The organism is Chitinophaga sp. 22308 (assembly GCF_052045305.1).
Taxonomy (GTDB): Bacteria; Bacteroidota; Bacteroidia; order Chitinophagales; family Chitinophagaceae; genus Chitinophaga; species Chitinophaga varians_A.
In genome coordinates this window covers 642065-665827 of the sequence record NZ_JBQEOP010000001.1, presented here as the reverse complement: position 1 = coordinate 665827, position 23763 = coordinate 642065, and the positions used below count along the sequence as shown (strand labels likewise).

At 45.0% G+C, this 23763-nt stretch carries 20 protein-coding genes; 10 read left to right on the top strand and 10 right to left on the bottom strand.

Features of this window, described 5'->3' with window-relative positions:
• Positions 1-182: 182 nt before the first annotated feature.
• The 6 genes from ACTJJS_RS02630 (at position 183) to ACTJJS_RS02605 (ending at position 6341) form a co-directional block, all read left to right on the top strand.
• Positions 183-2072 (top strand): tetratricopeptide repeat-containing sensor histidine kinase, encoded by a 1890-nt coding sequence (locus ACTJJS_RS02630; RefSeq protein ID WP_440662294.1) that lies wholly within the window; start codon positions 183-185, stop codon positions 2070-2072.
• Positions 2059-2691, top strand: a complete 633-nt coding sequence (locus ACTJJS_RS02625) for a response regulator (protein WP_440662293.1) — start codon at positions 2059-2061, stop codon at positions 2689-2691. Before ACTJJS_RS02630 ends, ACTJJS_RS02625 begins: the two co-directional genes overlap by 14 nt.
• Before the next feature lie 165 nt (positions 2692-2856).
• Positions 2857-3681, top strand: coding sequence for a DUF6597 domain-containing transcriptional factor (locus tag ACTJJS_RS02620; protein WP_440662292.1), 825 nt, complete (start codon positions 2857-2859; stop codon positions 3679-3681).
• A gap of 60 nt (positions 3682-3741) precedes the next feature.
• Entirely contained in the window at positions 3742-5199 is a 1458-nt protein-coding gene (locus ACTJJS_RS02615) for a nitrilase-related carbon-nitrogen hydrolase (protein WP_440662291.1), read from the top strand.
• A 176-nt stretch (positions 5200-5375) separates the two neighbouring features.
• Positions 5376-5618, top strand: a complete 243-nt coding sequence (locus ACTJJS_RS02610) for a hypothetical protein (protein WP_440662290.1) — start codon at positions 5376-5378, stop codon at positions 5616-5618.
• An 87-nt stretch (positions 5619-5705) separates the two neighbouring features.
• Entirely contained in the window at positions 5706-6341 is a 636-nt protein-coding gene (locus tag ACTJJS_RS02605; RefSeq protein WP_440662970.1) for a DUF3667 domain-containing protein, read from the top strand.
• 91 nt (positions 6342-6432) lie between these two features.
• Here ACTJJS_RS02605 and ACTJJS_RS02600 read toward each other — a convergent pair whose 3' ends face one another.
• On the bottom strand, positions 6433-6861 hold the full coding sequence (locus ACTJJS_RS02600) for an EthD family reductase (RefSeq protein ID WP_168869422.1): 429 nt from the start codon (positions 6859-6861) through the stop codon (positions 6433-6435).
• A gap of 230 nt (positions 6862-7091) precedes the next feature.
• Between ACTJJS_RS02600 and ACTJJS_RS02595 the strand changes: the two genes are divergently transcribed.
• Positions 7092-8120 (top strand): sialidase family protein, encoded by a 1029-nt coding sequence (locus ACTJJS_RS02595; protein WP_440662289.1) that lies wholly within the window; start codon positions 7092-7094, stop codon positions 8118-8120.
• Between the two features lie 38 nt (positions 8121-8158).
• Here the strand turns inward: ACTJJS_RS02595 and ACTJJS_RS02590 are convergent, their stop codons facing one another.
• Both ACTJJS_RS02590 and ACTJJS_RS02585 read right to left on the bottom strand, forming a co-directional pair.
• A complete protein-coding gene (locus ACTJJS_RS02590) occupies positions 8159-8980 on the bottom strand; it encodes a DUF4249 domain-containing protein (RefSeq protein ID WP_440662288.1) in 822 nt (273 codons plus the stop codon).
• Positions 8981-8995: 15 nt separating this feature from the next.
• Positions 8996-11368 carry a TonB-dependent receptor gene (locus tag ACTJJS_RS02585; protein WP_440662287.1) on the bottom strand — a complete coding sequence of 791 codons (2373 nt, stop codon included), beginning with the start codon at positions 11366-11368 and terminating at the stop codon, positions 8996-8998.
• A 496-nt stretch (positions 11369-11864) separates the two neighbouring features.
• On the opposite strand from ACTJJS_RS02585, the gene ACTJJS_RS02580 reads away from it, so the two are divergent.
• Positions 11865-12629 carry a sensor histidine kinase gene (locus tag ACTJJS_RS02580; RefSeq protein WP_440662286.1) on the top strand — a complete coding sequence of 255 codons (765 nt, stop codon included), beginning with the start codon at positions 11865-11867 and terminating at the stop codon, positions 12627-12629.
• 44 nt (positions 12630-12673) lie between these two features.
• On the top strand, positions 12674-13396 hold the full coding sequence (locus tag ACTJJS_RS02575; protein ID WP_440662285.1) for a LytR/AlgR family response regulator transcription factor: 723 nt from the start codon (positions 12674-12676) through the stop codon (positions 13394-13396).
• Positions 13397-13462: 66 nt separating this feature from the next.
• On the opposite strand, the gene ACTJJS_RS02570 is transcribed toward ACTJJS_RS02575, so the two are convergent.
• Positions 13463-13654, bottom strand: coding sequence for a hypothetical protein (locus ACTJJS_RS02570; protein ID WP_440662284.1), 192 nt, complete (start codon positions 13652-13654; stop codon positions 13463-13465).
• A 16-nt stretch (positions 13655-13670) separates the two neighbouring features.
• Here ACTJJS_RS02570 and ACTJJS_RS02565 point away from each other — a divergent pair, with 16 nt between their 5' ends.
• Positions 13671-14033, top strand: coding sequence for a nuclear transport factor 2 family protein (locus tag ACTJJS_RS02565; RefSeq protein WP_168869429.1), 363 nt, complete (start codon positions 13671-13673; stop codon positions 14031-14033).
• On the opposite strand, the gene ACTJJS_RS02560 is transcribed toward ACTJJS_RS02565, so the two are convergent.
• From ACTJJS_RS02560 to ACTJJS_RS02535, 6 genes are all read right to left on the bottom strand, one after another.
• Positions 14019-15152, bottom strand: a complete 1134-nt coding sequence (locus ACTJJS_RS02560) for a redoxin domain-containing protein (RefSeq protein ID WP_440662283.1) — start codon at positions 15150-15152, stop codon at positions 14019-14021. The genes ACTJJS_RS02565 and ACTJJS_RS02560 overlap by 15 nt on opposite strands.
• 12 nt (positions 15153-15164) lie before the next feature.
• Entirely contained in the window at positions 15165-16574 is a 1410-nt protein-coding gene (locus ACTJJS_RS02555) for a PKD-like family lipoprotein (protein WP_440662282.1), read from the bottom strand.
• 10 nt (positions 16575-16584) lie between these two features.
• Positions 16585-17421 (bottom strand): DUF4843 domain-containing protein, encoded by an 837-nt coding sequence (locus tag ACTJJS_RS02550; protein ID WP_440662281.1) that lies wholly within the window; start codon positions 17419-17421, stop codon positions 16585-16587.
• A gap of 9 nt (positions 17422-17430) precedes the next feature.
• Entirely contained in the window at positions 17431-18903 is a 1473-nt protein-coding gene (locus ACTJJS_RS02545) for a RagB/SusD family nutrient uptake outer membrane protein (protein ID WP_440662280.1), read from the bottom strand.
• Positions 18904-18915: 12 nt separating this feature from the next.
• Positions 18916-22344 (bottom strand): SusC/RagA family TonB-linked outer membrane protein, encoded by a 3429-nt coding sequence (locus ACTJJS_RS02540; protein WP_440662279.1) that lies wholly within the window; start codon positions 22342-22344, stop codon positions 18916-18918.
• A 183-nt stretch (positions 22345-22527) separates the two neighbouring features.
• Complete coding sequence (locus ACTJJS_RS02535) at positions 22528-23649, bottom strand: FecR family protein (RefSeq protein WP_440662278.1); 1122 nt, start codon at positions 23647-23649, stop codon at positions 22528-22530.
• Positions 23650-23763: the final 114 nt, after the last annotated feature.

The following is a 23763-nucleotide window of genomic DNA, read 5'->3' as shown; positions in this document are numbered from 1 at the left end:
TTACATACTGTATGTTAGGTAAAAAGTATGCTGCTAAATTCCTGATAAATGGAATGGCAGACAATTGGAGAAAATATTCATTCTCAGCTCCATAAAAACCGGTAGAAAAACTTAGGGAAAACAGTGATGTTTTCCCCGAAAAGAAAAGCGGACTTTTATCCATGATTTTTAAAACCATTCGGATGTACGCAGTAAGAGGTAGTATATTGTTACTATGGACGATGCTGGTATCGTTTGAAGCTATTGCGCAGCAACGCATCATGGTGGATACAGCCAGGGCACGGGCTTTATTTATGGCGGGAGACAGTATTGCCGGCAGTGATACCGCATTGGCGTTAACCTACCATCAACAGGGGTTGCGATTGGCGGGAGATGACCCGTTCTATACCGGGTTGGGCTATTTTTACCTTGGTCGGTTGTACATGGATGATGACCCGCAGCGTGGCGCTGCTGCTTTTAATAAAGCCATTTCCTTGCTGGAGAAAAGAGAAACGCCTTTGTCGTGGCACTACCAAAGCCGTGCCTGGGCCAACCTGGGGGTGATTGCACAGGGCGAAAGTGATGACCGGAAATTTACAGACATCATCCTGAATAAAGCAATCCCCCTGGCCATGAAATCGGGTGACAGCGCTGCCATGGCCAGAGGATATACGAACCTGGCCATTTCATTTCTGAATGCGGGTAATCATGCAAAGGCCATCCTCTATAGCATGCAATCAATTCGTATCTATCAGCGCAACCAGGCAGGCGAGCCCCGGCAGATTGATAATTTTACCAATCTTGCTAAAATTTATATTGAGCAGCAGGCATATCAGCAGGCCCGGAACTGCCTGGATAGCGCCCATGCTTATGTGATGGCTAATCCTGGATCACTGTATGCCCCTTATTATTACAGTATCAATGCCCAGTATTTTATCAATACAAATGATTTTAAACAGGCAACATTTAATATCGATGAAGGGCTGGCAGCTACGGAGAAATTGAACAACCGTCATTATGCCCAGATACTGCTTTATCAGAAAGCCCGGCTGATGGAAAACTTGCACCATATCGCCGCAGCAAGGGATATTTTATTGAAGATGTACCGGGAATATAGCTTTACTGCGGCAGACCGGCGACAGCTCTATCATGATCTCTCCGGGTTGGAGGCGGAATTGAGCCACCCGGCGGATGCCTATCAATGGTTGAAAAAGTATGTGTCTATTTCAGACAGCCTGAATGAAACCACCACCAGAATACAGATAGCGGGATTGGAAACAAAGTATAATCTGGCACAAAAGGAAAAGGAACTACTGGTGATCCGTGGCCATGCCAAAACACAACAAATGATTATCTGGGGTGTTGTGCTTGTACTGATACCTGTTTTGCTGTTTTTTATATATTTCTATAAGACAAAAAAATTAAGGGCCGAACAGGCGGTACAATCCCTGCAACAGCAGCAGCGCACGGCTTTAACCCAGGCCTTGCTGCAGGGAGAAGAAAAAGAGCGTTCCAGGATGGCCCGCGATCTGCATGATGGTTTGGGGGGAACACTGGCAGCGGTAAAATTGAACCTTACGAATGCTTTGCGGGACAACCCTGTCGCCGAAATGAAGAAGGTGATTGTACAGCTGGATGATTCGGTGTCGGAGTTGCGGCGTATTGCCCGTAACATGATGCCGGAGGCACTCCTTCGCTCAGGGCTGGAAACTGCTATCACAGACCTCTGTGGGTCTTTGTCCGGCGAAAACCTGCAGGTCGATTTTAGTGCTATCAATCTCCGTACGGATATCCCAAAGCCAACCCAAATCATCATTTATCGCATCATCCAGGAGCTGCTGACCAATGTAATCAAACATGCCGAAGCCACTGAGGCACTGGTGCAATGCAGCCAGGAGGGGCCTGTCGTTTATATTACGGTGGAGGACAATGGCAAAGGGATGGATACGGCAGTAGCCATCGGCAAGCGGGGTATTGGCCTGGACAATATCCAAAACCGGGTGGAATTTTTGAAAGGTAAAATGGAATGTAGGTCGTTGGTGGGCAAAGGCACCATTATCAATATTGAATTACATGTAGATGAAAACAACTAGTATTTCGGTAATTATTGTGGAGGATCATGTCATTGTTGCAGAAGGGCTCAACAGTATTTTAAGCAAAACTGAAGGCATACAGTTAACCGGCGTCTTTCCCGGTGCGGAAGAAGCGTTGCTGTTCCTGGAGAAACAGGATACGGACCTTGTACTATTGGACATCAGTTTGCCGGCAATGTCGGGACATGACTTTTGTCGTCTCGTAAAAAGTAAATATGCCGATATCAAAGTCATTGCCCTTACCAATCACACCGAAAAAAGTGTGATACTGGAAATGCTGGACAGCGGGGCTGACGGCTACCTGCTAAAGAATATATCCAGGCAGGAACTGGTGGAAGCCATCTTCCAGGTGATAGACAACCGTTTCACTATGCATCCGGCGCTGCAACAAATTATTTTTTCACCTGGTCATTCCCGTAAATCGTATCCCCGGCTCACTACCCGGGAGCGTGAAATATTACAATTGGTGGGCACAGGTATCACTACCCATGCTATTGCTGATCAACTGAGCATCAGTACCCAAACGGTAGATACACACCGGAGGAATTTAATGCAGAAATTCAACGTGGGCAATGCTGCGGCACTGATTAAGAAAGCCGTAGAAGCGGGCCTCTTGTAGTGGTTTAAAGCTGCTTTAATGTTCAATCAGTCGTTTGTTTGGTAATGAAAAAGCATATCAGAGACAGGCTACCCTGACAAGTACCACAGGATTATTGTATATTGGATCAGCGGAGTGCTGAGGGATCAGGATTTATAAACCATAACATCTGATTTTAATCCATACATGAACCATTACCGGCAATATTATCCATCCATGCAACTGGCGGACTTTATAGAATGCTACTGGGTGCTACATGCACCGGCCAGGACCATGGATGTACCTGACCGCTTAATACCCGGAGGCCGTGTGGAGTTAATCTTTAATTTTGGTTTGCCGGCAGATTGGTTGATCACTGCTGACAATCCGCAGGGTATCCGTCAGCATGGGCCGGTAATTATGGGACAGCGCAACCAGATTTTTTATGTAAAAGGTAAGGGAGAAACCAGCATACTAGGCGTTCGTTTTAAGCCAGGAGGCATGACAGCATTTACCAATGTGCCAATGGCTGATTTATTAAATACCCTGTTACCGGCGGAGTTGCTATTGGGAAAAGCAGTAAAAGGACTGGAAACCCAGTTGTCAGACTATTCGACTGATGATAAGCGGATACAACTACTGGATACTTTACTGAAAACCGAACTAAAAAATACACCAACGGACCTGCAGGTGGTTAACCATTCCATAGACATACTGCGAAACACCCCGGATGATATATCCATTGACACTATCTGCCGGCAAACAGGTTGGTACTATAAAAAACTGGAGCGGGTTTTCCTGAAGAATGTCGGCTATACCCCTAAGCATTACCATAGAGTATTGCGTTTCAATAAGGCGGTCAGGTATATGCGAACTACCCAAATCTTAACGGATGTCTGTCATGTATGCAATTACTTTGACCAGGCGCATTTTATTCGTGAGTTCCGGTTGTTTACCGGCACTACCCCCAGTCAGTTTAAAAAGGAGAATAACAGAGTAGCGGATTTTCTCATAAAGCACCAACCTGTCTAAAATATACAATTCCACACCGAAAAAACCGCATAGCTTTGACAATAATACTAAATTCATATCATGTCGGACTTAAAACCGGTTTCGAAAGCACTGTTAGCCGCAGGAGTGCTTTTTGCGGGAATTTGCTGGTATTTATCCTTTAGCCTGTCTGCACACATTTGGTGGTTATTATGGGTGGCGCCGGTTCCTATACTGTATTTTTCTTTACGAGTTAACAGCAAATGGGCATTTTTAATCGCTTTTACGGGTTACTTAATAGGTAGGCTTAGCTGGCTGCCTTATTTACAAAGTGTTATGCCGTTACCCCTGGCGGTTATGTTTACCCTGCTATTTCCCCTGATTTTTGCCTTACAGGTGATTGCTGCAAGAAAGCTAACGCTCACCTATCGGCATTGGTCCGCTGTATTTGTGCTCCCTGTTTTGGTTACCACGATGGAATATATCTCCTTCCTTACCAGCAGGGATGGAACGGCGGGCAGTATTGCCTATACGCAATGCGATTTTTTACCAGTAGTACAGGTAGCTGCTTTGACAGGCATACAAGGGATCACCTTCCTGGTTACTTTTTTCCCGACAGCGGTCGCGCTCATTATCTATCGGTATCAGCGAAACCAGTCTGTCCGGACACTTTCCCTGGTAACCTTGAGTATTCTTTCAGCGGTAATCGTGTGGGGAGTGGTGCGTTTGAATCACATGTCTCCTGCTACTCAATCATTGCGGATAGGTATGGTTACCATTGATAAACAGGCCTATCACCAGCAGGATACAAAAGGAGAAGACAGAGATATGTACCTGGCCAACCTCTACCTGCGCCGCGTAGGGGAATTAGTAAAGCAGGGTGCAAAGATGGTGGTGTTTCCTGAAAAAATGTTTACCGTAAAAGACAATCGCCGGGCGGGTTTTATCCGGCAGTTTAAAGATACGGCCATAGCACATCAAATAGGCATCGTAGCCTGTGTGACACTGCAAAAAGGAGACTATTACGAAAACAGGGCCTGGGTGATCGGGGAGGATGGAACTTTGCTGGCAGATTATCAAAAAGTACATCTGTTTGCAGGAGAACTCCTGGACAGCCTGAAACCAGGAAAGGAACCCGGTTTGTTTCTCAGGAACGGTGGCACAGAAGGGGTGGCTATTTGTAAAGACATGGATTTTCAGCAAGATATCAGCAGGTATGGCAGCTCAAACTGTAATGTTTTATATGTGCCGGCCTGGGACTTTGAGCGGGATGGCTGGCTGCACAGCCGGATGGCAATAATGAGATGCGTGGAAGGCGGTTATGGCATGGCGAGAAATGCCAGGCACGGCAGACTGACTATCAATGACTACTGCGGCAGGGTTTTGTATGAGGCCAATAGCGACAATGGCACGCCCGCCTTGTTGTCAGGCAATGTTAATGTCCAGCATCATGCCACATTGTACAACAAATGGGGGGATTGGTTCAGTTTACTAAACGCCATTGCAGCCCTGGTAAGCCTTCTATTGTTGGGTTATTCAATTGTCAGATCAGATAGATAGTGGTAAAGCGAACGTGCCCCCTCATACCATCTGAATCACTTCATCAATTGTGTGGATTGTCAGCACCGCATGGCCGGGAGTTATTTTTCATTATAAGCATTAAGATCGCCATAGATTTACACTCAAGTGTAGGGTTTTAAAGGAAAAAAGTCAGGATTTTTGGTGAAAATCAAAATATGAACCTATCAAGTACTGACACTAAAGATCTGCTGAAAAGAAAAAGCAGGATTCAGGGAATACTAGCAGGATTCCTGGTACTGTGCATCATAACGATCGCATGTGTTTTGATGATTAAAGAAAAGAAGGTGGTGTATATCGCCCCGATGTTTTCATTGTCGCTGGTCTTTTTCCCTTTATTTCAACAGCTGAAAGCTATTAAAAAAGAGCTGCAATCCCGTGCAGCAGCTTCCGCTAAATAATTTTCTACGATGAATTGCAAATCATGTAATGCGGCTGTTGCTGATAAGTATTGTGGACACTGCGGCTATCCGGTAGCATTGAAGCGAGTGGATAGCCATTATATCATTCATGAGGTGCAGCACGTGCTGCATTTTGAGAAGGGAATATTGTATACGATCAGGGAGCTGTTGATCCGCCCCGGAATAAATATCAGGAGGTTCCTTACAGAAGACAGGAGCCGGCTGGTGAAACCAGTCCTTTTCCTTGTCATATGTTCGCTGCTGTATACGCTAGTTACCCATTTCTTTCATATCGAGCATGACCATTACGTAGACGAGTCAATACGGCACGAAACCTTTGCAGCCCTCACCACATGGATAGAAGGGCATTACGGCTATGCCAATATCATCATGGGCCTTTTTATCGGCGCCTGGCTGAAATTGTTTATGCGCAAAAGCGCGTACAATTATTATGAGGTATTAATCATGTTATGTTTCGTGATTGGCACGGGGATGTTGATATATACGTTGTTCGCAATGGTGCAGGGAATCAGCGGAAAAAATATGAAGCTGGCATCGGAAGTGGTATCGCTGTTATACAGCATGTGGGCTATTGGCCAGATATTGGGTGGGAAGAAGATAAAGGGATATGTTTTGTCACTGGTGGGTTATATATTAGGCATGGGATCGTTCTGGTTAGCAGTAGAATTATTGGCGTGGACAATAGATAGGTTCAATGACTGAAAGCCCCCGAGGGCTTTCAGTTGGCATTGTTTCGTAAAGACGAACTATCTTTTTTCGCACTACCCCTGGTGAGTTTTGATAAAAGCCTGCCTTATTTCACCACTTCACTCACAAAAATCTCAGGAATGGCATTGGTATAGTTAGCAAAATCCGCACGGATCGCATCTATATTTGGAGCAATAGCCGCCCGATACTCACTTAAACTTTTTACATAAAAAGTACCAATGGCCATAAAAGGTAGCGGCTGGTCAGGAGCACCGGCGGAAAGCCCCTTTTCAATAGTGTATTTAACCAGATTTGCCCCTAAAAAACCAGCTACCATGGGCATGTGCTTAGTTTCATAATACTCCATATTAAACGTTTTACCTTCAGCATAAGGGTACAGAATGGACACCTTAATCAGGCCTTTTTCATTAGCAGTCATGTTGTGGGTTTTAGATTTCTCAGATGGCTTTGCCTGGCTAAATGCAGCAAAACAAGTGGTCAAAAGCAAAAATGATAGAATAAGTTTAAACTTCATGATCGGTAATTTTAAGTTGTCCAGTATTTAATTTGTCAATTACTTTCGTTGATGTAGTTCACAGAGAAACATCAAAAACGCTATAACAAAATATTTCATTCAGGTTTTTCTTTAACAGGTCATAGGTCATGTTGAAAAAACTGATGTCAATCCCTATAAATATAAATAATTAGTCTGGTTATAAGCTACTGAGTGGCAATTTTGGAATTTTTGTTTAATCTTTGGCGGATATGAAAATATGCACATTCGTTTTATTATATCTGCTTGCAGGAGTTTTTCCGGCAAGGGGGCAGTCGCACTGGCGTATAGTGAAGCAGGAGTTACTCTTTAAGGACCCTCCTTTTAATAACTGTCACGCTTCTACGCTTGCGGAAGATGCCGGCGGGGGCCTGCATATCGCCTGCTTCGGAGGAACGCACGAAGGCGCGAAGGACGTGGTGATCTGGGAAGGGTTAATCCCGGCACATGGCAGTGTTTCTCCAGGCGTGGTAGCTACCGGCATTTTACACGATACGGTCCGTTATCCGTGCTGGAATCCGGTTTTGCTGCCGTTGAAGAACAAGCTGGTGCTATTTTACAAGATAGGGCCCAATCCGCGGGAATGGTGGGGAATGATGAAAACTTCATCGGACAACGGCCGTAGCTGGTCGGCCGCTACCCGCCTGCCTGACAACGTAATCGGGCCCGTGAAAAACAAGGCTTTGGTATTGGGAAGTAAGGTGCTATGTCCGTCCAGTGTGGAAGAGGAAGGAGGCCACTGGAGAATCCAGATAGAACAGACAGATGTTCATTTTCGCCACTGGAAGATCATCCCCATAGATACCGGTTCTGCACTGGATGTGATACAGCCGAGCATACTGCGCTACGATAAAGGGAAGTTACAACTGCTGTGCAGGAGTAAACAAGGAAAGGTTGTGCAATCATGGTCAGCAGATAATGGTGCCACCTGGTCATCTTTAAGCGAAACATCCCTGCCTAATCCCAACTCAGGCACGGATGCCGTGACATTAAAAAGTGGCTTGCAACTGATTGTCTATAATCCTGACCTGCCGGGCAAGGATTGGTTTAATGGCCGCTCCCGCCTGCGCGTGGCGGCTTCCCGCGACGGCGTGCAATGGAAAGATATTATGGTGCTGGAAGATGGGACCACTGAGGAATTCAGCTATCCAGCCATTATACAAACCCGCGAGGGACTGGTGCATATTACCTATACCTACGACCGGAAAAATATCAAGCATGTGGTACTGCAGGAGCAATAAGCCAGGAAACAGCGCAGGAAATGTCTATGAGCCGTTTATTATTGTACCGTATAATCCTTCACGTCCACTTCCGATAACCTGAAATATCCGTAAGCAAAATTTTCGAAATGGGTCTGGTTGAGGATATTTCCTCTCACCGACCCTGGCGTTGCCTGAAACGGTCCGCTACCGGCCCCGGACGCCGCCAACAATTTTCTGAAGTAATCATAATATCTTCTGGAGATGCCATACAGCCGGATATTTATCTTATCTCCGGCCTTCAGGTCCTTGTCAGAGAAATATTCCTGCATCATTTTGCCCTGGCTGTTTTCGTCATCTTTCGCTTTATAGTCCGGATACACTGATACAGGTGACAGAATACGGTGCAGATAATAATTCGCTTCATTGCCATTATCCTGGTATGTATATTTTATTTCCACTTCGTCACCACCGAATCCGCCTTTATCGTTTTGTTCGATATTATTTTCAATGTCCGGCACACCAATACAGGTCTCGGTGGCGGTGTAGACCTCGCCATTTAAAACTACTTTTAATGCATAAGTCTCCCCGATAACCGGGTGGAAATCGGAGCAGATATATTCTCCTGTACCGGGATTTTCTATAAAACTAAAAACAGCATTTTCCGAATTTGTAATAACGATATCCGCTCCGGACACCGTTGGAAATGTTGTACTGTAATATCCGGTGGTGGTGGAGAGCCTGATTTTCTGCTCATGCCCTGTTGTTCCTTTTATCCAATCAATTGACGCGTCAATGACCAGTTTCGGCGCTGCTGTCTCCAAATCCACGTCAATCACCTTTGTGCAGGACAGCAGGAAAAATACACATACAACTACCAGGTATTGAAGATTATTTTTCATTTGATACTATTAACATTAAAATTTGAAATTATAGGTCACACCGGGCACGATACCGAAAATCGATATCTTCTTTGCCTCACTCAACCCTGTTTCCCTGTTTTGCTCGAACATAAGAGCAGCGGCATTGTTTCTGCCGTAAACATTGTAAATACTGAACACCCACTCCCCTTTCCATCTTTTTTTACTGTCAGGCTTTGGTGTATAGGTGGCCGATAAATCCAAATGATGATAAGCCGGCAGCGAATTGGCATTTCGTTCTCCGTAGTTGGCAATCGTAATTCCCTGATACTGGTATTTGCCGATGGGATAGGTGGCCGCTTTCCCCGTCTGATAGGTAAACATCCCGCCGAAGCTCCATTTTTTCGTCAGTTGGTAAGCGGCTGTCAGGGAGAGGTTATGCGTTTTATCGTAATTGGCGCGATACCATTTTCCGTTGTTAATGCCGGGCTCCTGGGCATTTCTTCCCGGAGTACGTTGCTCCGCTTTAGAAAGGGTGTAGGAAAGCCAGCCTGTCAGTTTGCCGGTATTTTTCTTCAGCATCATCTCCAGTCCATAAGCCCTGCCTTCTCCGTTTAGCAGCACCTGCTCTATGGCTTTGCGGGCAATTAATTCCGCGCCATCGATGTAATCTGCTTTGTTTTTGATTTTCTTGAAAAAAGCCTCCGTTTCCAGGGAATATTTTCCATTGCGGAAATTGCTGAAATAGCCCAATGCCACCTGGTCCAGGATTTCGGGTTTCAGGAATTGATCACTTGGCGCCCAGATATCCAGCGGGGAGACGGAAGCTGTGTTGGAAATTAAATGGATATACTGGCTCATCCGGTTGTAACTCGCTTTAATGGACTGGTTGTCATTGATAGCATAGGAAACCGCCAGACGAGGTTCTAAATTTCCAAAATCAACGATTTTCTGGTTTTTACTGTAGTACATTGTACCTGTAGGCGTTCCTTCTTCATAAATCTGCATATGTGGATTGAATACCACCGCCTGGTCATTGGCGTAATTATTTATATGCTGCTCCCCTAACCGCAGGAAATTGCTGTAGCGCAGCCCATATGTCAATGATATTTTATCCGTGAGCTGCTGTTCGGCACTGAGATACAAGGCATTTTCCCAGGCATATTTTTTTTCAATCTGGTCGGGGTTGATAGGCGACGTAGCATCCAAAGGTTTGATAGAACCGGGATTGAACTGGTAATAAATGGAATTGATGCCATAATTCAGGACCAGCTTATCAGACAGGTGATGGTTGAAATCATACTTAAAATTATAGTTACGGATGTCCGATGCCCAGTCAATGCCAACATATTTTATCTTCAGGCCATAATCGTACTTACTGTAAATAACTGATGCATTGGAAAAGAATTTATCGGAAAATATATGGTTCCAGCGAAGATTAAAGAATGAATTTCCATAATCGTTGCTGAAAAAATTGCTGAAATCCATATTATCCTTACCGAAGTATCCTGAAAGGAAAAGCCTGTTATTATCATTGAGCTTAAAATTCAGCTTGGCATTTAAGTCATAAAAGGAAATAGAATTAGGTTTGTCTGCCAGTTTCAGGAACAAATGGGCATAGGAAGCGCGACCGGCCACCACGAACGAACTCTTCTCTTTAACAATAGGGCCTTCCGCCAACAATCTGCTCGAAACCACGCCAATACCGCCCGACAGGTGATATTCTTCGTTATTGCCTTCTTTCTGATAAATATCCAAAACAGCAGACGTACGTCCACCGAAGTTAGCAGGTATGCCCCCTTTATATAATTTCAAATCTTTAATCACATCGGCATTAAAAACGGACAGAAAGCCGAACAGGTGTGACGTATTGTAAACAACGGCTTCATCCAACAATACCAGATTACCGTCCACCGACCCGCCCCTGACGTTAAAGCCTGTTGCCCCTTCCTGTGCAGTAGACACGCCCGGCAACTGCAGGATAGCTTTTAAAACATCCACTTCTCCCATAACCGCAGGCATCTTTTTGATGGTGGCGATAGAGAGCTTATTCACACTCATTTCCGGTTTCCGGATGTTATTTGCGGAGCTACTGCCTTTCACCACTACTTCATCCAGGGTCTTGCTTTTCTCCGCCAGTGAAAAATTTTTTCTGATATTCGCTGTAAGGGAGATATGTTCTTCTATCGTCTCAAATCCTATACAGCTGACAATGATTGTATATTCCCCTTTGGGCAGGGTGATGGAATAAAAGCCATACGCATTGGTGACGGATGAGGCCTTTGCTCCCGGAATAAAAATGCTGGCACCGATTATTGTTTCGGTGTTCGATTGCATGGTGACAATTCCGCTCAAGGTGACTTTCTCCTGCGAATAGGCCTCAAATGAAAGGATTATAAGCAGCAGTACAGAAATGATCTTATATCTCATCCTTTAAAAACATTTAACAGTTGTAATTGGACACAAAACTATTTCTTTGGATAACTGTCTTTTTATAATTATATTAAGTGTGATATCTTTTATAGCAAGGAGCCTAAGGGCACTACAAAATATATTTCCTGCCTTAGGCGTTTTTGCAACACTTTCTGCTTTCGTATAAAAAGCATGCATTTTCGTATAAAAGCAGATCAGGCCAGTGCTTTAAACATTAAGTTTATTCCAGACAACTTGATAAATGAATGATTTTAGCCATCAGCAGCTTATTAGCGAAAACGTGCTGTTTCGTTTCCTGATCTCACCTGACCTCAGAATATTCCGGCATCTGCTGTTTATTGCTTTTATAGCAATTGTGCTATACAACAGCACGTCCGTCATTGCCAGCCCGATAGCCGTATTTGCATACTTTATTATATTATTTTATGTGAATATGTATGTATTGGTGCCAAGGCTTTTGTTCAGGAATAGAAGTATTAAATACTGTTTGTCTGTGATCGGCATCCTCGTTGTCATGGCTGTTTGTGGCTATTTTTTCAATCCTTTCAACAAAGCAAACGGACTGAACATCCCTCTTTTTTCCTTCCTAACCGCGCTGCTGTTAGCAGCCTCTTCTTCCATAAAACTGTTTCAGAAGGGAATGATGGACAAACAATTGATCTACGAGCTGGAACAGTCAAAAACCGTTGCAGAACTGGAACAATTAAAAAACCAAATCAATCCGCATTTTTTGTTTAATATGCTAAACAACGCCAATGTTTTGACGAAGAAAGACCCGGAGAAAGCCTCGCAGGTTTTAATGAAACTGAGTGACCTGCTTCGCTACCAGCTTTATGACAGCGCAAGGGAAAAGGTACTGTTGACGTCGGACATCCGTTTCCTGGAAGATTTTTTAAACCTGGAGAAAGTACGACGGGACAGTTTTGATTTCCTGATTTCAAAAGAGGGAAGTTTGAGCGGCGTGCAAATTCCGCCATTGTTGTTTATTTCGTTTGTGGAAAATGCCGTAAAGCACAACAATGACGTAACAAAACCATCTTATGTAAATCTGTATTTTGATGTCCGGAACGACGAGCTTTTCTTTAAATGCATCAATTCCAAGCCCGCACTCAAATCTGTCTATAACACCGGTGGATTGGGACTAACGAATATCAAACGGAGACTGGAACTTTTGTTCCCGGCAACACATAGCTTACTTATAGAAGATGACCCGGAAAGGTATTGCGTGACATTAATCATCAAGCTACGGACCGCCTAGCAGCAATAAATGACTATTCATTATATAGTAAAGCGCATAACATTATGAACTGTATCATTATAGATGACGAACCACTGGCGAGAGAAGCCATAGCGATGCTGGTCCACCAAACGGATAATTTAGATCTAACCGGTTCGTTCAACAGTCCCGAAACCGCCAAAGACTTTATAGAAAACAATTCAGTCGAATTAATTTTCCTCGATATACAAATGCCGGGAATCAACGGAATTGAGTTTGCCAGAACTATTCCGAAAGAAACATTTGTGATTTTCACCACCGCCTACGCTGAATTTGCTACCGACAGCTACGAAGTAGACGCCATTGACTACCTGATAAAACCCGTAAAATTAGAGCGTTTTCAAAAGGCTGTTGAAAAAGCACACACCTACTCCAAATTATTCAAAGCAGATTACGGCCATAACAATATAGAACAGATAGCAGACGATTTTTTCTTTGTGAAAGCAAACCGGAGGATTTTTAAAGTCTATTTCAATAATATACTTTTTATCCAGGGCTTAAAAGATTATGTGGTGATGCACAGCGAAAACCAGAAAGTAATTACGGCGATGAATATCAAAACCATCTATGATCAGTTACCCAAAGATATTTTTGTGAGAGTCAGCAAGTCTTATGTCATCAATGTAAAGCATATTGATTCTGTGGATAATAACACGGTGTACATCGGAGCCAATGAAATCCCCATCGGAGGCATTTACAGGGATTTCTTTTTTAATGAATTTGTAACGAAAAAGATAGTGGGCAGGTAGTTAACACAAAGCCGCCTAAATCCTGCGACTCAAGCGGCTTTGCTGTTTTTATGATAGAAATGTAAATCAGGTCATTCTTTCCTGGACAGGCTTCAGCTGATATGCCTTGTAAAAGAAGCGGTCAGCCTCATGCTGATCTGCGGCAAAATTCACCACCTCCACAATTTTCCCGTCCTTGATTTTCCACAACAGGCACCATAACATCGCTGTATAATATGATAATTTATGGAGCGCCTTTTGATAGGTTTCATCAATCATCAAAACAGGATACTATATGAACCACGACCATAAAGCCATACTGGAAAAGGCAAATGCAGCCGTCGCTGCAGGGGACAATGAAGGTTTTCTGTCTTTCTGCACTGACGATACGACATGGACATTTGTAGGTGACAGGACATTACAGGGGAAAGAAGCTGTCCGGCAATATATGACAACAGCCTATGCGGAGCCGCCAAAATTCATGGTCGAAAACCTGATTGCCGAAGACGATTTTGTTACGGCTATTGGTAAAATCAGCATGAAGAATGAAAAAGGGACCCTGGTCCATTATGCCTACTGTGATGTATGGCGGTTCCGTGATGGCAAAATGGCCGAATTAAAGGCTTTTGTCATTGAGGTCATCTCAGTTGCCAAATAATTCCGCCAGTTTTTTATTCAGCTGCTCCCCACGAAGATTCATGGCAATAATATGCTTATTTTCATCCAACAGGAAGTTTGCCGGTACCGCGCGGATACCATATTGGCGTCCCACCTCATTATTCCATCCTTTCAGATCGGATACATGGAGCCATGGGAGCTGATCTTTAGCGATGGCCTCCAGCCATTTGTCCTTATGATCGTCCAATGAGACTGCAATTACTTCAAATCCCAGGTTTTTATATTTCGCATATTGTTTGGTGAGGTTCGGGTTCTCCGCCCGGCAGGGACTGCACCAACTGGCCCAAAACTCCACCAGTACATATTTGTTTTTCAGATCATCCAGGCGTAACGGTTTACCGTTTATGTCGGTCTGGGTAAACCTGGGAGCTGAAGCGCCTACATAGATAGTTTTGGCCGCAAGGATGCGTTGTTGCAGCTCCCTGCCAGGGTCGCTCATACGCAGCCTTTCACTCATGTTATTAAAGATCGGCTCTATCCTGTTCACATCCACGGGGGTGCCGGTTCCTTCTGATAAGGCCACCATGCCGAAGTAGGAGTCGGGATGTTTTTTTGCGTATTCGATTTGCGCATTCGCCCGGTCAGCCATGCGCTTCCTATAGGTGGCATTGATCCGGCCAAGGAACGCAGTATCCTGCCGCTGTGCAGGAGTTGCCGAACTTACCTGCCCGTTGGCCCACTTGTTCAGGTCCATAATAGTACCCCCAATGGCTGCGTTATACGCCTGGAATTCATCATATACTTTAGAACCGGTGAAGGTGGCATTCGCCAGTGAATCTGCAGCGATGATTTTGATTTTTTCCGCCCCAAAATAGAAGTAAATCACGTCGCCGGTATAAACGGCTTTCTGTTTTCCTCCTCCATCATGACTCAGCGCCATGCGTGCGTAGGAATAACCGGAACTGACACCGCTGAAGGTGAATTTACCATTTGTAACGGCGGCACTGTCTTCCTTTCCTACGCCATCGCTCATATAATCGATATAGGCCACAGCAGGAGTATTCAGTTTGCCGATATTCCCTTCAATACGAAATGTACCTTTCTGCGCCTGGCTGGCTAACGGCAGACTGATAGCTGCCAGTATTAAAATGTTTTTCATCACGCTTTATATTTAATTTTTTGATACAATATCTATCGGAGCGCCGGGGATTCCATCTACGTGACCGGTAATGCTCCCATTCTTACCAACACTTACATCCAGTACCACGACGCTGCCTTCTACTCCAGCAGTGAGCGTATTGCCGTCAGTACTCAGTTTCAGCATGGTTACCTTTTTGCCATTGAAATTGGCATCCAGCGGGCGCAAATCTTCGTTAACAGGATTATAGCGGTAGATTTTATCATTGGAGGTGAAATAAAATATATCCACTGCGGAGCGTTGCCAGCGGCTGTCGGCTGTCAGTAATGCAGCACCCCTAAATACGCGTTTCCGTGTAGGCAGAATTGTCCGCAGATCATAGTTGGCCATCTGCACGGTAAATGTATATTCGTATACGTTTCCGTCGGCCGCCCTGTAATATGCATAGGATACACTGGGGATAGCCTGCATGTAAAGCAGCACGCCGGGGCCCAGATCAGCAGGATTAAATGCGCTTCCTATCACCTGGTAATCACTTCCCATAAAATTGCCGCCACCGTCAAAAGTCACAAAACCATGACGTATGGTGTCGAATGCAAAAAAGAAATTATACCGGCTGTAGAAAGGGGCCAGGTAATAGTTTCCTGTCTGCATGCTGGAAAATTTACCAAAATCCGGCGCGAAAGGCGCCGTAGTAGTGATACTGAGGTACAGTTTACCATTGACAATTCCCGTTGGTATGCCTTGTGCGCCATTAAATACCTGTGTTTCCATAGCCGCAGGGGGGTTAAAGAATTGTTCTCCAAAATAACGTTTACGTAACATGGTACTGCCATCGATTATAACGCTTTGTTTTGAAGGGTCTTTACAGATCACCCAATAGTCCTCTACACTGTTTTCCTGGTATGCGAGTGGTTTTGCAAACAGCTGTACCGGGTTGACCGGGAGATCATCGTTGTGCAATGCATGGTACAAGTCGGGATTCACCGTACTGTCGGGCCGTATAAATGACAGACAGGTAACTCCTTTATCTATACTTAATACCGTTGCTCCTTTGGCAAACCGGGTACCGCCGCTGATCTTAAATTTGTAGAAATATTTAATCCCGTTACGTTTATCCGTTACGGTGATCTTGGCATCGCGGACCATCGGTTTCAGATTATACACTATTCTTAAAGGATAACCTGTATAGTGATCAGATCTGGCTTCCTCTGCAACGAAGATGTCCCAATCGAATGTAAGGTCCCTGGAGGGATTGCCATCTGCAAGCGTCACCAGCGGGCTAATAACCAGTGAATCACCTACGGTTGCATCTACGGTGCTGTCTGCAATACCGTGAAGTACCGGCTCAGAGGGTACGTTATATTTATAGTTCCCCAGGTCTTTTTTACAAGCCATAATGACGCAGGCAGATAAAAAAATAATAATTATTCCTTTACTCATAGTTGTACTTTTAGAAGAGCACCTGCTCTCCATTTTCATCGATAAAAACATACTTATTGGCTGATGCATAATACTTCAGGAGGAAACGCCTGGCAGGAGCATTTTTGTTGAAAAAATCGTAATCTCCCGTGCTATCATTTCTTTTCTCCAGCATATAACCCGACTCAGGGTGTTCACTGACCCACTGAAATGGATATTGCAGGAGATATCTGGTATTGGCGATATAATAGAGCGTTCGCGGGACTTCCATGTACCAGTCAGGATAGGAATTGACAATCACCAGATCGGTAGTGCCGCTGCTAATAAGGAACAGCTGATGTTTCACCCGGGAGTACTTCCCGAGGTTTCCGGCCCATGACGCCCACCATGCCGGCTGTTCCAGCCTGTTGGAATACAGGATGCGCCTGGTGCGTATTTTCACCGGCAGGTCGGTGGCAAAATCCTTACCACCTGAAACCTGAAAAGTAAGGTACACGGATGTTTCAGCCAGTGCGGGATCCGTATTCAGCAGTATAACAGGGACCTTGACCGTACCCGAATCCGCTGGCATTATATATGATGATTTCAACTGCTCATAATGCCGGCCCGATACAGCGGTAGTATTGCTGTCCACGGCTGTCAGTGCGAAATACCGGTCCTGCCGGGCAGTCTTACCAGATACAATAACAGGTACCCAAATCGTATCTTTTTCCAGTTCAGGATGAAATGCAAAAGAATAAACAAGGCTATCTGTATTAGGATAATTCAGGTAGATATTGTCTTTTACCAGATCATACGGTTCAATGCTGTCCCGTTTACAGCTGAATAGCAGGAAGGCAAGCATTATGATGATGGAACATTTTCTCATGGTATACTGTTAATTATTTCTGTAAGCGTTTTCATCGTCCGGCAACGGGAGTACGAAAATGCTGTTTGATGGTTGTTTACTATTGGTGGCATTGATGTACACTGCGTGGTGCAGACGCTTGTACATAAAGAATATCTGGCTTTCACCATAAAACTCCTTGCGGGCTTCCTTTATTAGCAGGTCAATAAATGCTGCTTTATTGGGAACACTGTTAACCTGTTGTCCGATTCCGCGTGCGACCCGTACTTTGTTATAATAGCTGAGCGCCAGTTGCGGGTCCTGGTCGAAGGTAGATTCGGCTGCGATGTAGTACAGCTCAGATAACCGGATAGCCGGAGCTACCAGGGGATGTATGTTGGTGAGAGGAGATGCGTTGCGATAGTATTTCTGTAATACCGAGCGGTCAGGTCCACCGGTAGCAGCAGCGGTATTCAGAAACCATTGCTTCAACCGCCAGTCTTCCGCACCGGAAGTACCAATTTCATAAATATCATTTACCTGGTCAGTGGTAGCACTATAGGCAGGATTTTGTTTGGTAAATCTCCCCTGCAGCGATTCAATAACAGCTGTTGTTTCTGTATACCAGCAGCCAATAATTTCCTTATAGAAAATACGGTCTCTTTTCTGAATGTCTGTCTGGAAAAAATCTTCCTGCCTGGTAAACGGGAATTTCTCTGCCTGTATTACTTCCATTGCATTTGAAAGCGCATTCGTATAGTCGTTGCGATAGAGGTAAACACGTGCCAGTTCCCCGCAGACAGCGTAGTAGTTAAGCCGGTGACGCCTGTTTTGCATGAACAGGTCGGGATTATCCAATTCCGTGTTTGCATTGTCTCCTGGATATCCCACGGTATAGGCAGCGTTTCTTATTGGGTCGTTTTGCAATAATATTTTTGCGGCAGACAGGTCTTTCAATACACTGTCTATTACCGCGTTTACGGTCGAGAAGGCGGTAGAATTGATCCCCACACGGGTAACATAAGGAATGCCTTTTTGTGTTGCCCCGTTGACGTATGACGGCGCAAACATCCGTAGCATATCAAAATGGATATAGGCACGCAATGCGAGCGCCTCACCTTTAATCAGGCGGTAATTACCTTTGCTGAAAATGGTAGTGTCCCTGTCAATGGCCTGCAAAAGGTAATTACAATTGGCAACTGCTTTGTAGGCGTTGCCCCATACATCATTTACCATGCTTTTAATGCTGCCCCCGGTATATATGAAGTTGGCAATTTCCTGGTTGGTAACATCACTGAATGTATAGTTCTGGCCCAGTACATCCAGCATATTATAGGAAAGCTGCCCGCCATAAAGCGACTGGCTGGCGCAGAGTGTGTAAATCCCATTCAGGGCCTCTTTGAATCCCTGTTCCGAGTTAAAAAGTTCGTCCCTGTCTATCTGTGTTTCAGGTTTTATATCAAGAAACTTTTTACAGGAAATCATCGATACACACAGACCCAGTATTATTATTAATTTTTTCATGATGCTTACATTTTAGAAGGTAGCGAGGATAGAACAGGTAAGACTTCTTGCAAAAGGATAATCTATACCACGTTCCTGTTTGATACTGGACATGCGGAGGATGTCGTTCATCGTAACAGCGCCACGCAGGGACTGCAAACCGATACTCTTTGCGAGGTCCTGTGCCAGGTCATAAGAGAGGTACAGCGACTGCAGTTCCAACAGATTTTCTTTCTGTACGAACCTGCTGGAGGCATAAGTCAGGCTCAGGTCCGTAATGTTCTTATACAGCGCCACATCGCCGGGATGCTGCCAACGCATCGCAAGGGCCCTGCTGTCAACATTAAAGCGGGGGTCGGCATTTTCAATCCTGTCTACAAGTGTCTGATTGTACATATCTCCGCCGAATTTGTAATGAAAACTGAAACTCATCATCCAGTGCTTCCAGGTGATATTGCTGCCAAAGAAACCTTCTGCCTTAGGTGTATAATCGCCAATGGGCCGTGTGTACGTCACGTCATAATCGTAGGTGAGACTGCCGTCTGGTTTTTCATAGATCTCCCGTCCGTTCTGAGGGTCGATACCGTGTGATTTCACACCGTATATAGTATTATACGATTGCCCTTCCGCAAAGCGTAACAGCGGCTTTCCCTGCACCCCTTTGGATGGGTCCAGCTGGTAGTTGTTCACACTTTCGTTATAGGCTTTCAGCGCGTTTGAAATTTTGACAATTGAATTGGTGTTATGGGCGAGGTTGCCGGTGATATTGATGTTCAGATTGTTTTTATGCAGTGCGTTGATGGTCAGATAGAGCTCATATCCTTTATTGGCCATATCTCCCAGGTTTTCCTTATAGGTAGAGAAACCCGTAGACGGGGCAATGTTGATATCAGTCAGCAGTCCTTTAGTAAGCTTGTAGTAATAAACAGGTGTAATAATGATCCTGTCCTGCAGGAAACCAATCTCTGCACGTACTTCATAGTTGGTGGTTTTCTGCCATTGGAGGTTATCATTACCATAACCGTTTACTATAGCGCCAATGCCGGTAGAGTACCAGTTGGCAGTCTGATAATTATATGTCGTTTTCGCCAGGAACGGAGGGAAGTCAACTGAACCTGTCACGCCAGTTGTACCGGTAAGTTTTAATCTTGAAAGTATGGCGAGGCTGTTCCTGAACCAATCTTCGTTATGAACATTCCATCCAATACCTCCTGACCAGAATGGCGCCACTCTTTTATTGGCACCAAATGCCGATGAGCCATCCAATCGAACAGCTGCATCGAACAGGTACCTGTTTTTATAAGAGTAGCTGCCACTAAAGAATGAACCAATCAGGCGTCTTTCATCCACATTGCCTTTAGGGGCGTCATTGGGTGTATAGGTACGTGCAAATGCAATGCTGCTGAATTTGTCATTTGAAAATCCACGGGCCTGGAAACCTTTAAAATCCGTAGTGGAAGACGTGATATTGGCACCCAGTACAGCATTCAGCGAATGCTCGCCAATCAACGTATTGTATACCATCCGGATGTTTCCGTCCAGATTCAGGGAGCGCGTGGCGCTGAAATCATAAGACCCTCTATTCATCACTGCGTTGGGAGGGTCCAGGTAGAAAACGTTGCTAAACGGAGAAACAAATTTATCGGCAGTGGATTTAGTGCTGTTCAGGCTTACCAGGCCTATTACACGTAATGCTGGCGTGATGCGCCAATCAGCAGAGAACGCATCTATCAGTTCTGTATATCCGGATTTATCGAAGTTGCCGAGACTGGCTTCATAGAGTGGGTTCAATACCGGTACGTTTTTGTACTGGTCCTGGCCCGGCAGATGTGTATCCACGCGCCAGTTGGCAATTTCACGAATCAGTTTGCCGTCGTCTCCATAAATTGGATAATATGGGTTCATGGCCACATAGGTTGCAAAACTGCCATAATTGGAATTACGCGCATTTACTTGTGTAAAGGTGAGATCATTTTTCAGTATCAGATTACGGTTAGGGTTGTACGTAAAACTCATACCACCACTGTAACGGTCACGGCCCGAATTTTTCATCACGCCCGGGTCAGTTTGATAACGGAGGTCCACGCCGTAACGGAAGCTGGAGTCCCCTCCTTCAACATATACGGTATGCTTCTGTGAATATGCATTTCGCAATGGCTGCGAGAGCCAGTATGTATTGACTCCGCTCACCACATTTTTAAGTTTGGAATAGTATTGCTGGTCGAGTTCGTCCTGTGTGGAGGCGGTGTTATTTTGAGTTGAATAAAGGCCGGCACGTCTTTCATACTCCAGTTTGTCTGTTGCATTGAGCACACTATAGTCGCTGAGGTCCGGTACTGTGGCCTTCATTTCAGCATTGTACGAAAGACGGAGGCGACCCGGCTGCGGGGCCTTGGTAGTGATTACGATCACACCATTGGCTGCCCGGGAGCCATACACCGCGGTGGCGGCGGCATCTTTGAGGATCGTCACACTGGCAATGCGGTTAATATCCATATCTACCACTTTCTGCAGGGGAACTTCAAATCCGTCCATGATAAACACCGGCAAATTGTATGAACTGGAAAGGTTATTCCTGTCCAGTATCTCACCGTTTGGCATGGCGGTAGTGCCTCTGATATTGATTTTGGGCATCGCGTTAGGGTCTGAGCCCAGGAGGTTATTATCGGCTATCCTGAAGGAAGGATCAAAGGAAGCCAGGCCTTTCAGCATATTCTGCGGATTAAGTCTCTTCAGGTCCTCGCCTTTCACCACAACGGCGTTACCGGTATAATTATCTTTCTTAATCACCTGGTAGCCTGTTACCACCACATCATTGAGTGAACTTGACTTTGGAGACATCAGGATGGATTGGTTGCGAACTGCATTTACAGGAATTTCCTTTGTTCGGTAGCCTACACTGGTTAGCTGGAGTATATCCCCGGATGCGGCCTTGACGGTGAACTGGCCCCTGTCGTTTGTCAGCGTTCTTTCACCGGTATTTTTAACGTATACTGACACCGCGATCATGACCTCCCTGGTCAGACTGTCTACAATTTTTCCGGTGAATAAACTGTCCTTTATGCCCGTTACGATAGCTGGGGTACTGTTATTGGGACTGCTGCCGGCGGTGATCACAATTGTTTTGTTAACAATTGTGAAGCTAAGATTAAATTTTTTAAGGCAGGATTTCAGTGCCTCTTCGATGCCTGCATCCTTTAGGTCAATGTCCGTTTTCATGGATGCGGGATTAATATTTTCCTTGTAGAAAAATGTGAAGCCGGTTTGTTTTTTGATGTCATTAAAAATAGTTTCCAGCGAAGCGTTTTGCCGGCTGACAGTTACGTGTTGGCTGGCTGCGCGTACCGGGATAAAAAGCAAAACAATCAGGGGAAGCATGAGCCATTTGCCGGAATGTGAGGACATGCATTTCCCTGCCCCTGTCATGACTGACAAGGGAGGGCAATGAAACTTGAATTTCATGATGGTCGGATTTAGTCGATAAAATGAACAGATATGTGTTGGCCCGCAGCTTGTACTCTAATGGGAACAGACACTATCGTAAGTCCTGGTTAATATAGAAATGTTGGTTTTTTTGATGACACAATTTCATTCATACAATCTTTGATATTTCAGTTGACAAGTGATGGTTACTGATCAATCACCTTAATTCTTATTGATTACGGTAATGACATTTTCTTTTATCTCAAATGTGACGCCGTTGATTTCAAGTATTTTCAGAACATCTTTCAGTTGGCTGTTCCGGGAAATTTCCCCGGAAAATCTCTCATCAGGGATATGGCCGCTATATTTGATCACTACATTGTACCACCGGGCCACGTCGCGCAATACGGACTGCAGGCTGTCGTTTTTAAAAGAAAACATATTATTGATCCAGGCAGTTTCCTTTTCTGTATCGGCGTTGACAGTGTGGAGGTAGTTGTTACTATTAGGATCGCAGATGGCCTGCTGGCCGGGATGGACCACAACTGATCCGCTATTATAGACAACTTTAACAGATCCCTGTATGAGCGTTGTTTTCGACACGCCCTCTTCCGGATATGCGTTGATGTTAAAGATGGTACCGATCACGTGCACAGATCGGGCGCCTGATTTTACGATAAATGGCCGGTCCGGGTCTTGGGCAACGTCAAAGTAAGCCTCCCCCTCCAGCTCCACAACCCTGCCTGCATTACCAAAGGCGGCCGGGTATTTCAGAGTGCTGACGGCGTTAAGCCACACTCTTGAACCATCAGGTAATATAATTTTAAATTTCATGCCCGCAGGGGTAGATAATACGTTTTCCTGGTCAGCATTGTTTTTTTCAGCTGGCGCTGAAGTATAAACTAAAGTCCCGTCTTTTTCCTTCGAGATGATGACACCATTTTGGCTGGCAATCTTGCCGGCGGCAGTACTGTCCAGTGTTATAACCGTACCGTTGGCGAGGCGAAGCGTAGGGACGCGCTTATTGCGGGAGGCGAGGTGCTGTTGCGCCGGTTGATGAAATGATTTCCTGGCGAGGAACAAGGTACCGGCACCAATCAGAACGATAATTGCGGCGGCGACCCAACGGCGTACGGGTATACGACGATACAGCGCCGGCTGTAAGTTATCTGCATTCGCAATTTTCATGTCTATCCCGTCTTTCATGGCAGCCTTCAGACTGTCAAACCCCGCCTCATTTTCTGCCGTGATGAAATCGTCCGCACTATCGGCCAAGTCAAACCAGGCCTCCAGGAAAGAAATTTCCTCCCTGGTCGCAATGCCACTCCTATATCGATTTAGCATTATTTTAAAAAGCCCGGCCTCGTTATTATCCATTGTTACCAGTTTCTATATAGCATGAGTCAAAAAGTTAAATTCCGCCCACGCTGAAATAAATATTTTTTATCACCATGTGTA

Bases quoted from the DNA above. Each gene is read 5' to 3' on its own strand.
- ACTJJS_RS02630 (WP_440662294.1), top strand. From the start codon at position 183: ATGTACGCAGTAAGAGGTAGTATATTGTTACTATGGACGATGCTGGTA.
- ACTJJS_RS02625 (WP_440662293.1), top strand. From the start codon at position 2,059: ATGAAAACAACTAGTATTTCGGTAATTATTGTGGAGGATCATGTCATT.
- ACTJJS_RS02620 (WP_440662292.1), top strand. From the start codon at position 2,857: ATGAACCATTACCGGCAATATTATCCATCCATGCAACTGGCGGACTTT.
- ACTJJS_RS02615 (WP_440662291.1), top strand. From the start codon at position 3,742: ATGTCGGACTTAAAACCGGTTTCGAAAGCACTGTTAGCCGCAGGAGTG.
- ACTJJS_RS02610 (WP_440662290.1), top strand. From the start codon at position 5,376: ATGAACCTATCAAGTACTGACACTAAAGATCTGCTGAAAAGAAAAAGC.
- ACTJJS_RS02600 (WP_168869422.1), bottom strand. From the start codon at position 6,861: ATGAAGTTTAAACTTATTCTATCATTTTTGCTTTTGACCACTTGTTTT.
- ACTJJS_RS02595 (WP_440662289.1), top strand. From the start codon at position 7,092: ATGAAAATATGCACATTCGTTTTATTATATCTGCTTGCAGGAGTTTTT.
- ACTJJS_RS02590 (WP_440662288.1), bottom strand. From the start codon at position 8,980: ATGAAAAATAATCTTCAATACCTGGTAGTTGTATGTGTATTTTTCCTG.
- ACTJJS_RS02585 (WP_440662287.1), bottom strand. From the start codon at position 11,368: ATGAGATATAAGATCATTTCTGTACTGCTGCTTATAATCCTTTCATTT.
- ACTJJS_RS02575 (WP_440662285.1), top strand. From the start codon at position 12,674: ATGAACTGTATCATTATAGATGACGAACCACTGGCGAGAGAAGCCATA.
- ACTJJS_RS02570 (WP_440662284.1), bottom strand. From the start codon at position 13,654: ATGATTGATGAAACCTATCAAAAGGCGCTCCATAAATTATCATATTAT.
- ACTJJS_RS02565 (WP_168869429.1), top strand. From the start codon at position 13,671: ATGAACCACGACCATAAAGCCATACTGGAAAAGGCAAATGCAGCCGTC.
- ACTJJS_RS02560 (WP_440662283.1), bottom strand. From the start codon at position 15,152: ATGAAAAACATTTTAATACTGGCAGCTATCAGTCTGCCGTTAGCCAGC.
- ACTJJS_RS02555 (WP_440662282.1), bottom strand. From the start codon at position 16,574: ATGAGTAAAGGAATAATTATTATTTTTTTATCTGCCTGCGTCATTATG.
- ACTJJS_RS02550 (WP_440662281.1), bottom strand. From the start codon at position 17,421: ATGAGAAAATGTTCCATCATCATAATGCTTGCCTTCCTGCTATTCAGC.
- ACTJJS_RS02545 (WP_440662280.1), bottom strand. From the start codon at position 18,903: ATGAAAAAATTAATAATAATACTGGGTCTGTGTGTATCGATGATTTCC.
- ACTJJS_RS02540 (WP_440662279.1), bottom strand. From the start codon at position 22,344: ATGAAATTCAAGTTTCATTGCCCTCCCTTGTCAGTCATGACAGGGGCA.
- ACTJJS_RS02535 (WP_440662278.1), bottom strand. From the start codon at position 23,649: ATGCTAAATCGATATAGGAGTGGCATTGCGACCAGGGAGGAAATTTCT.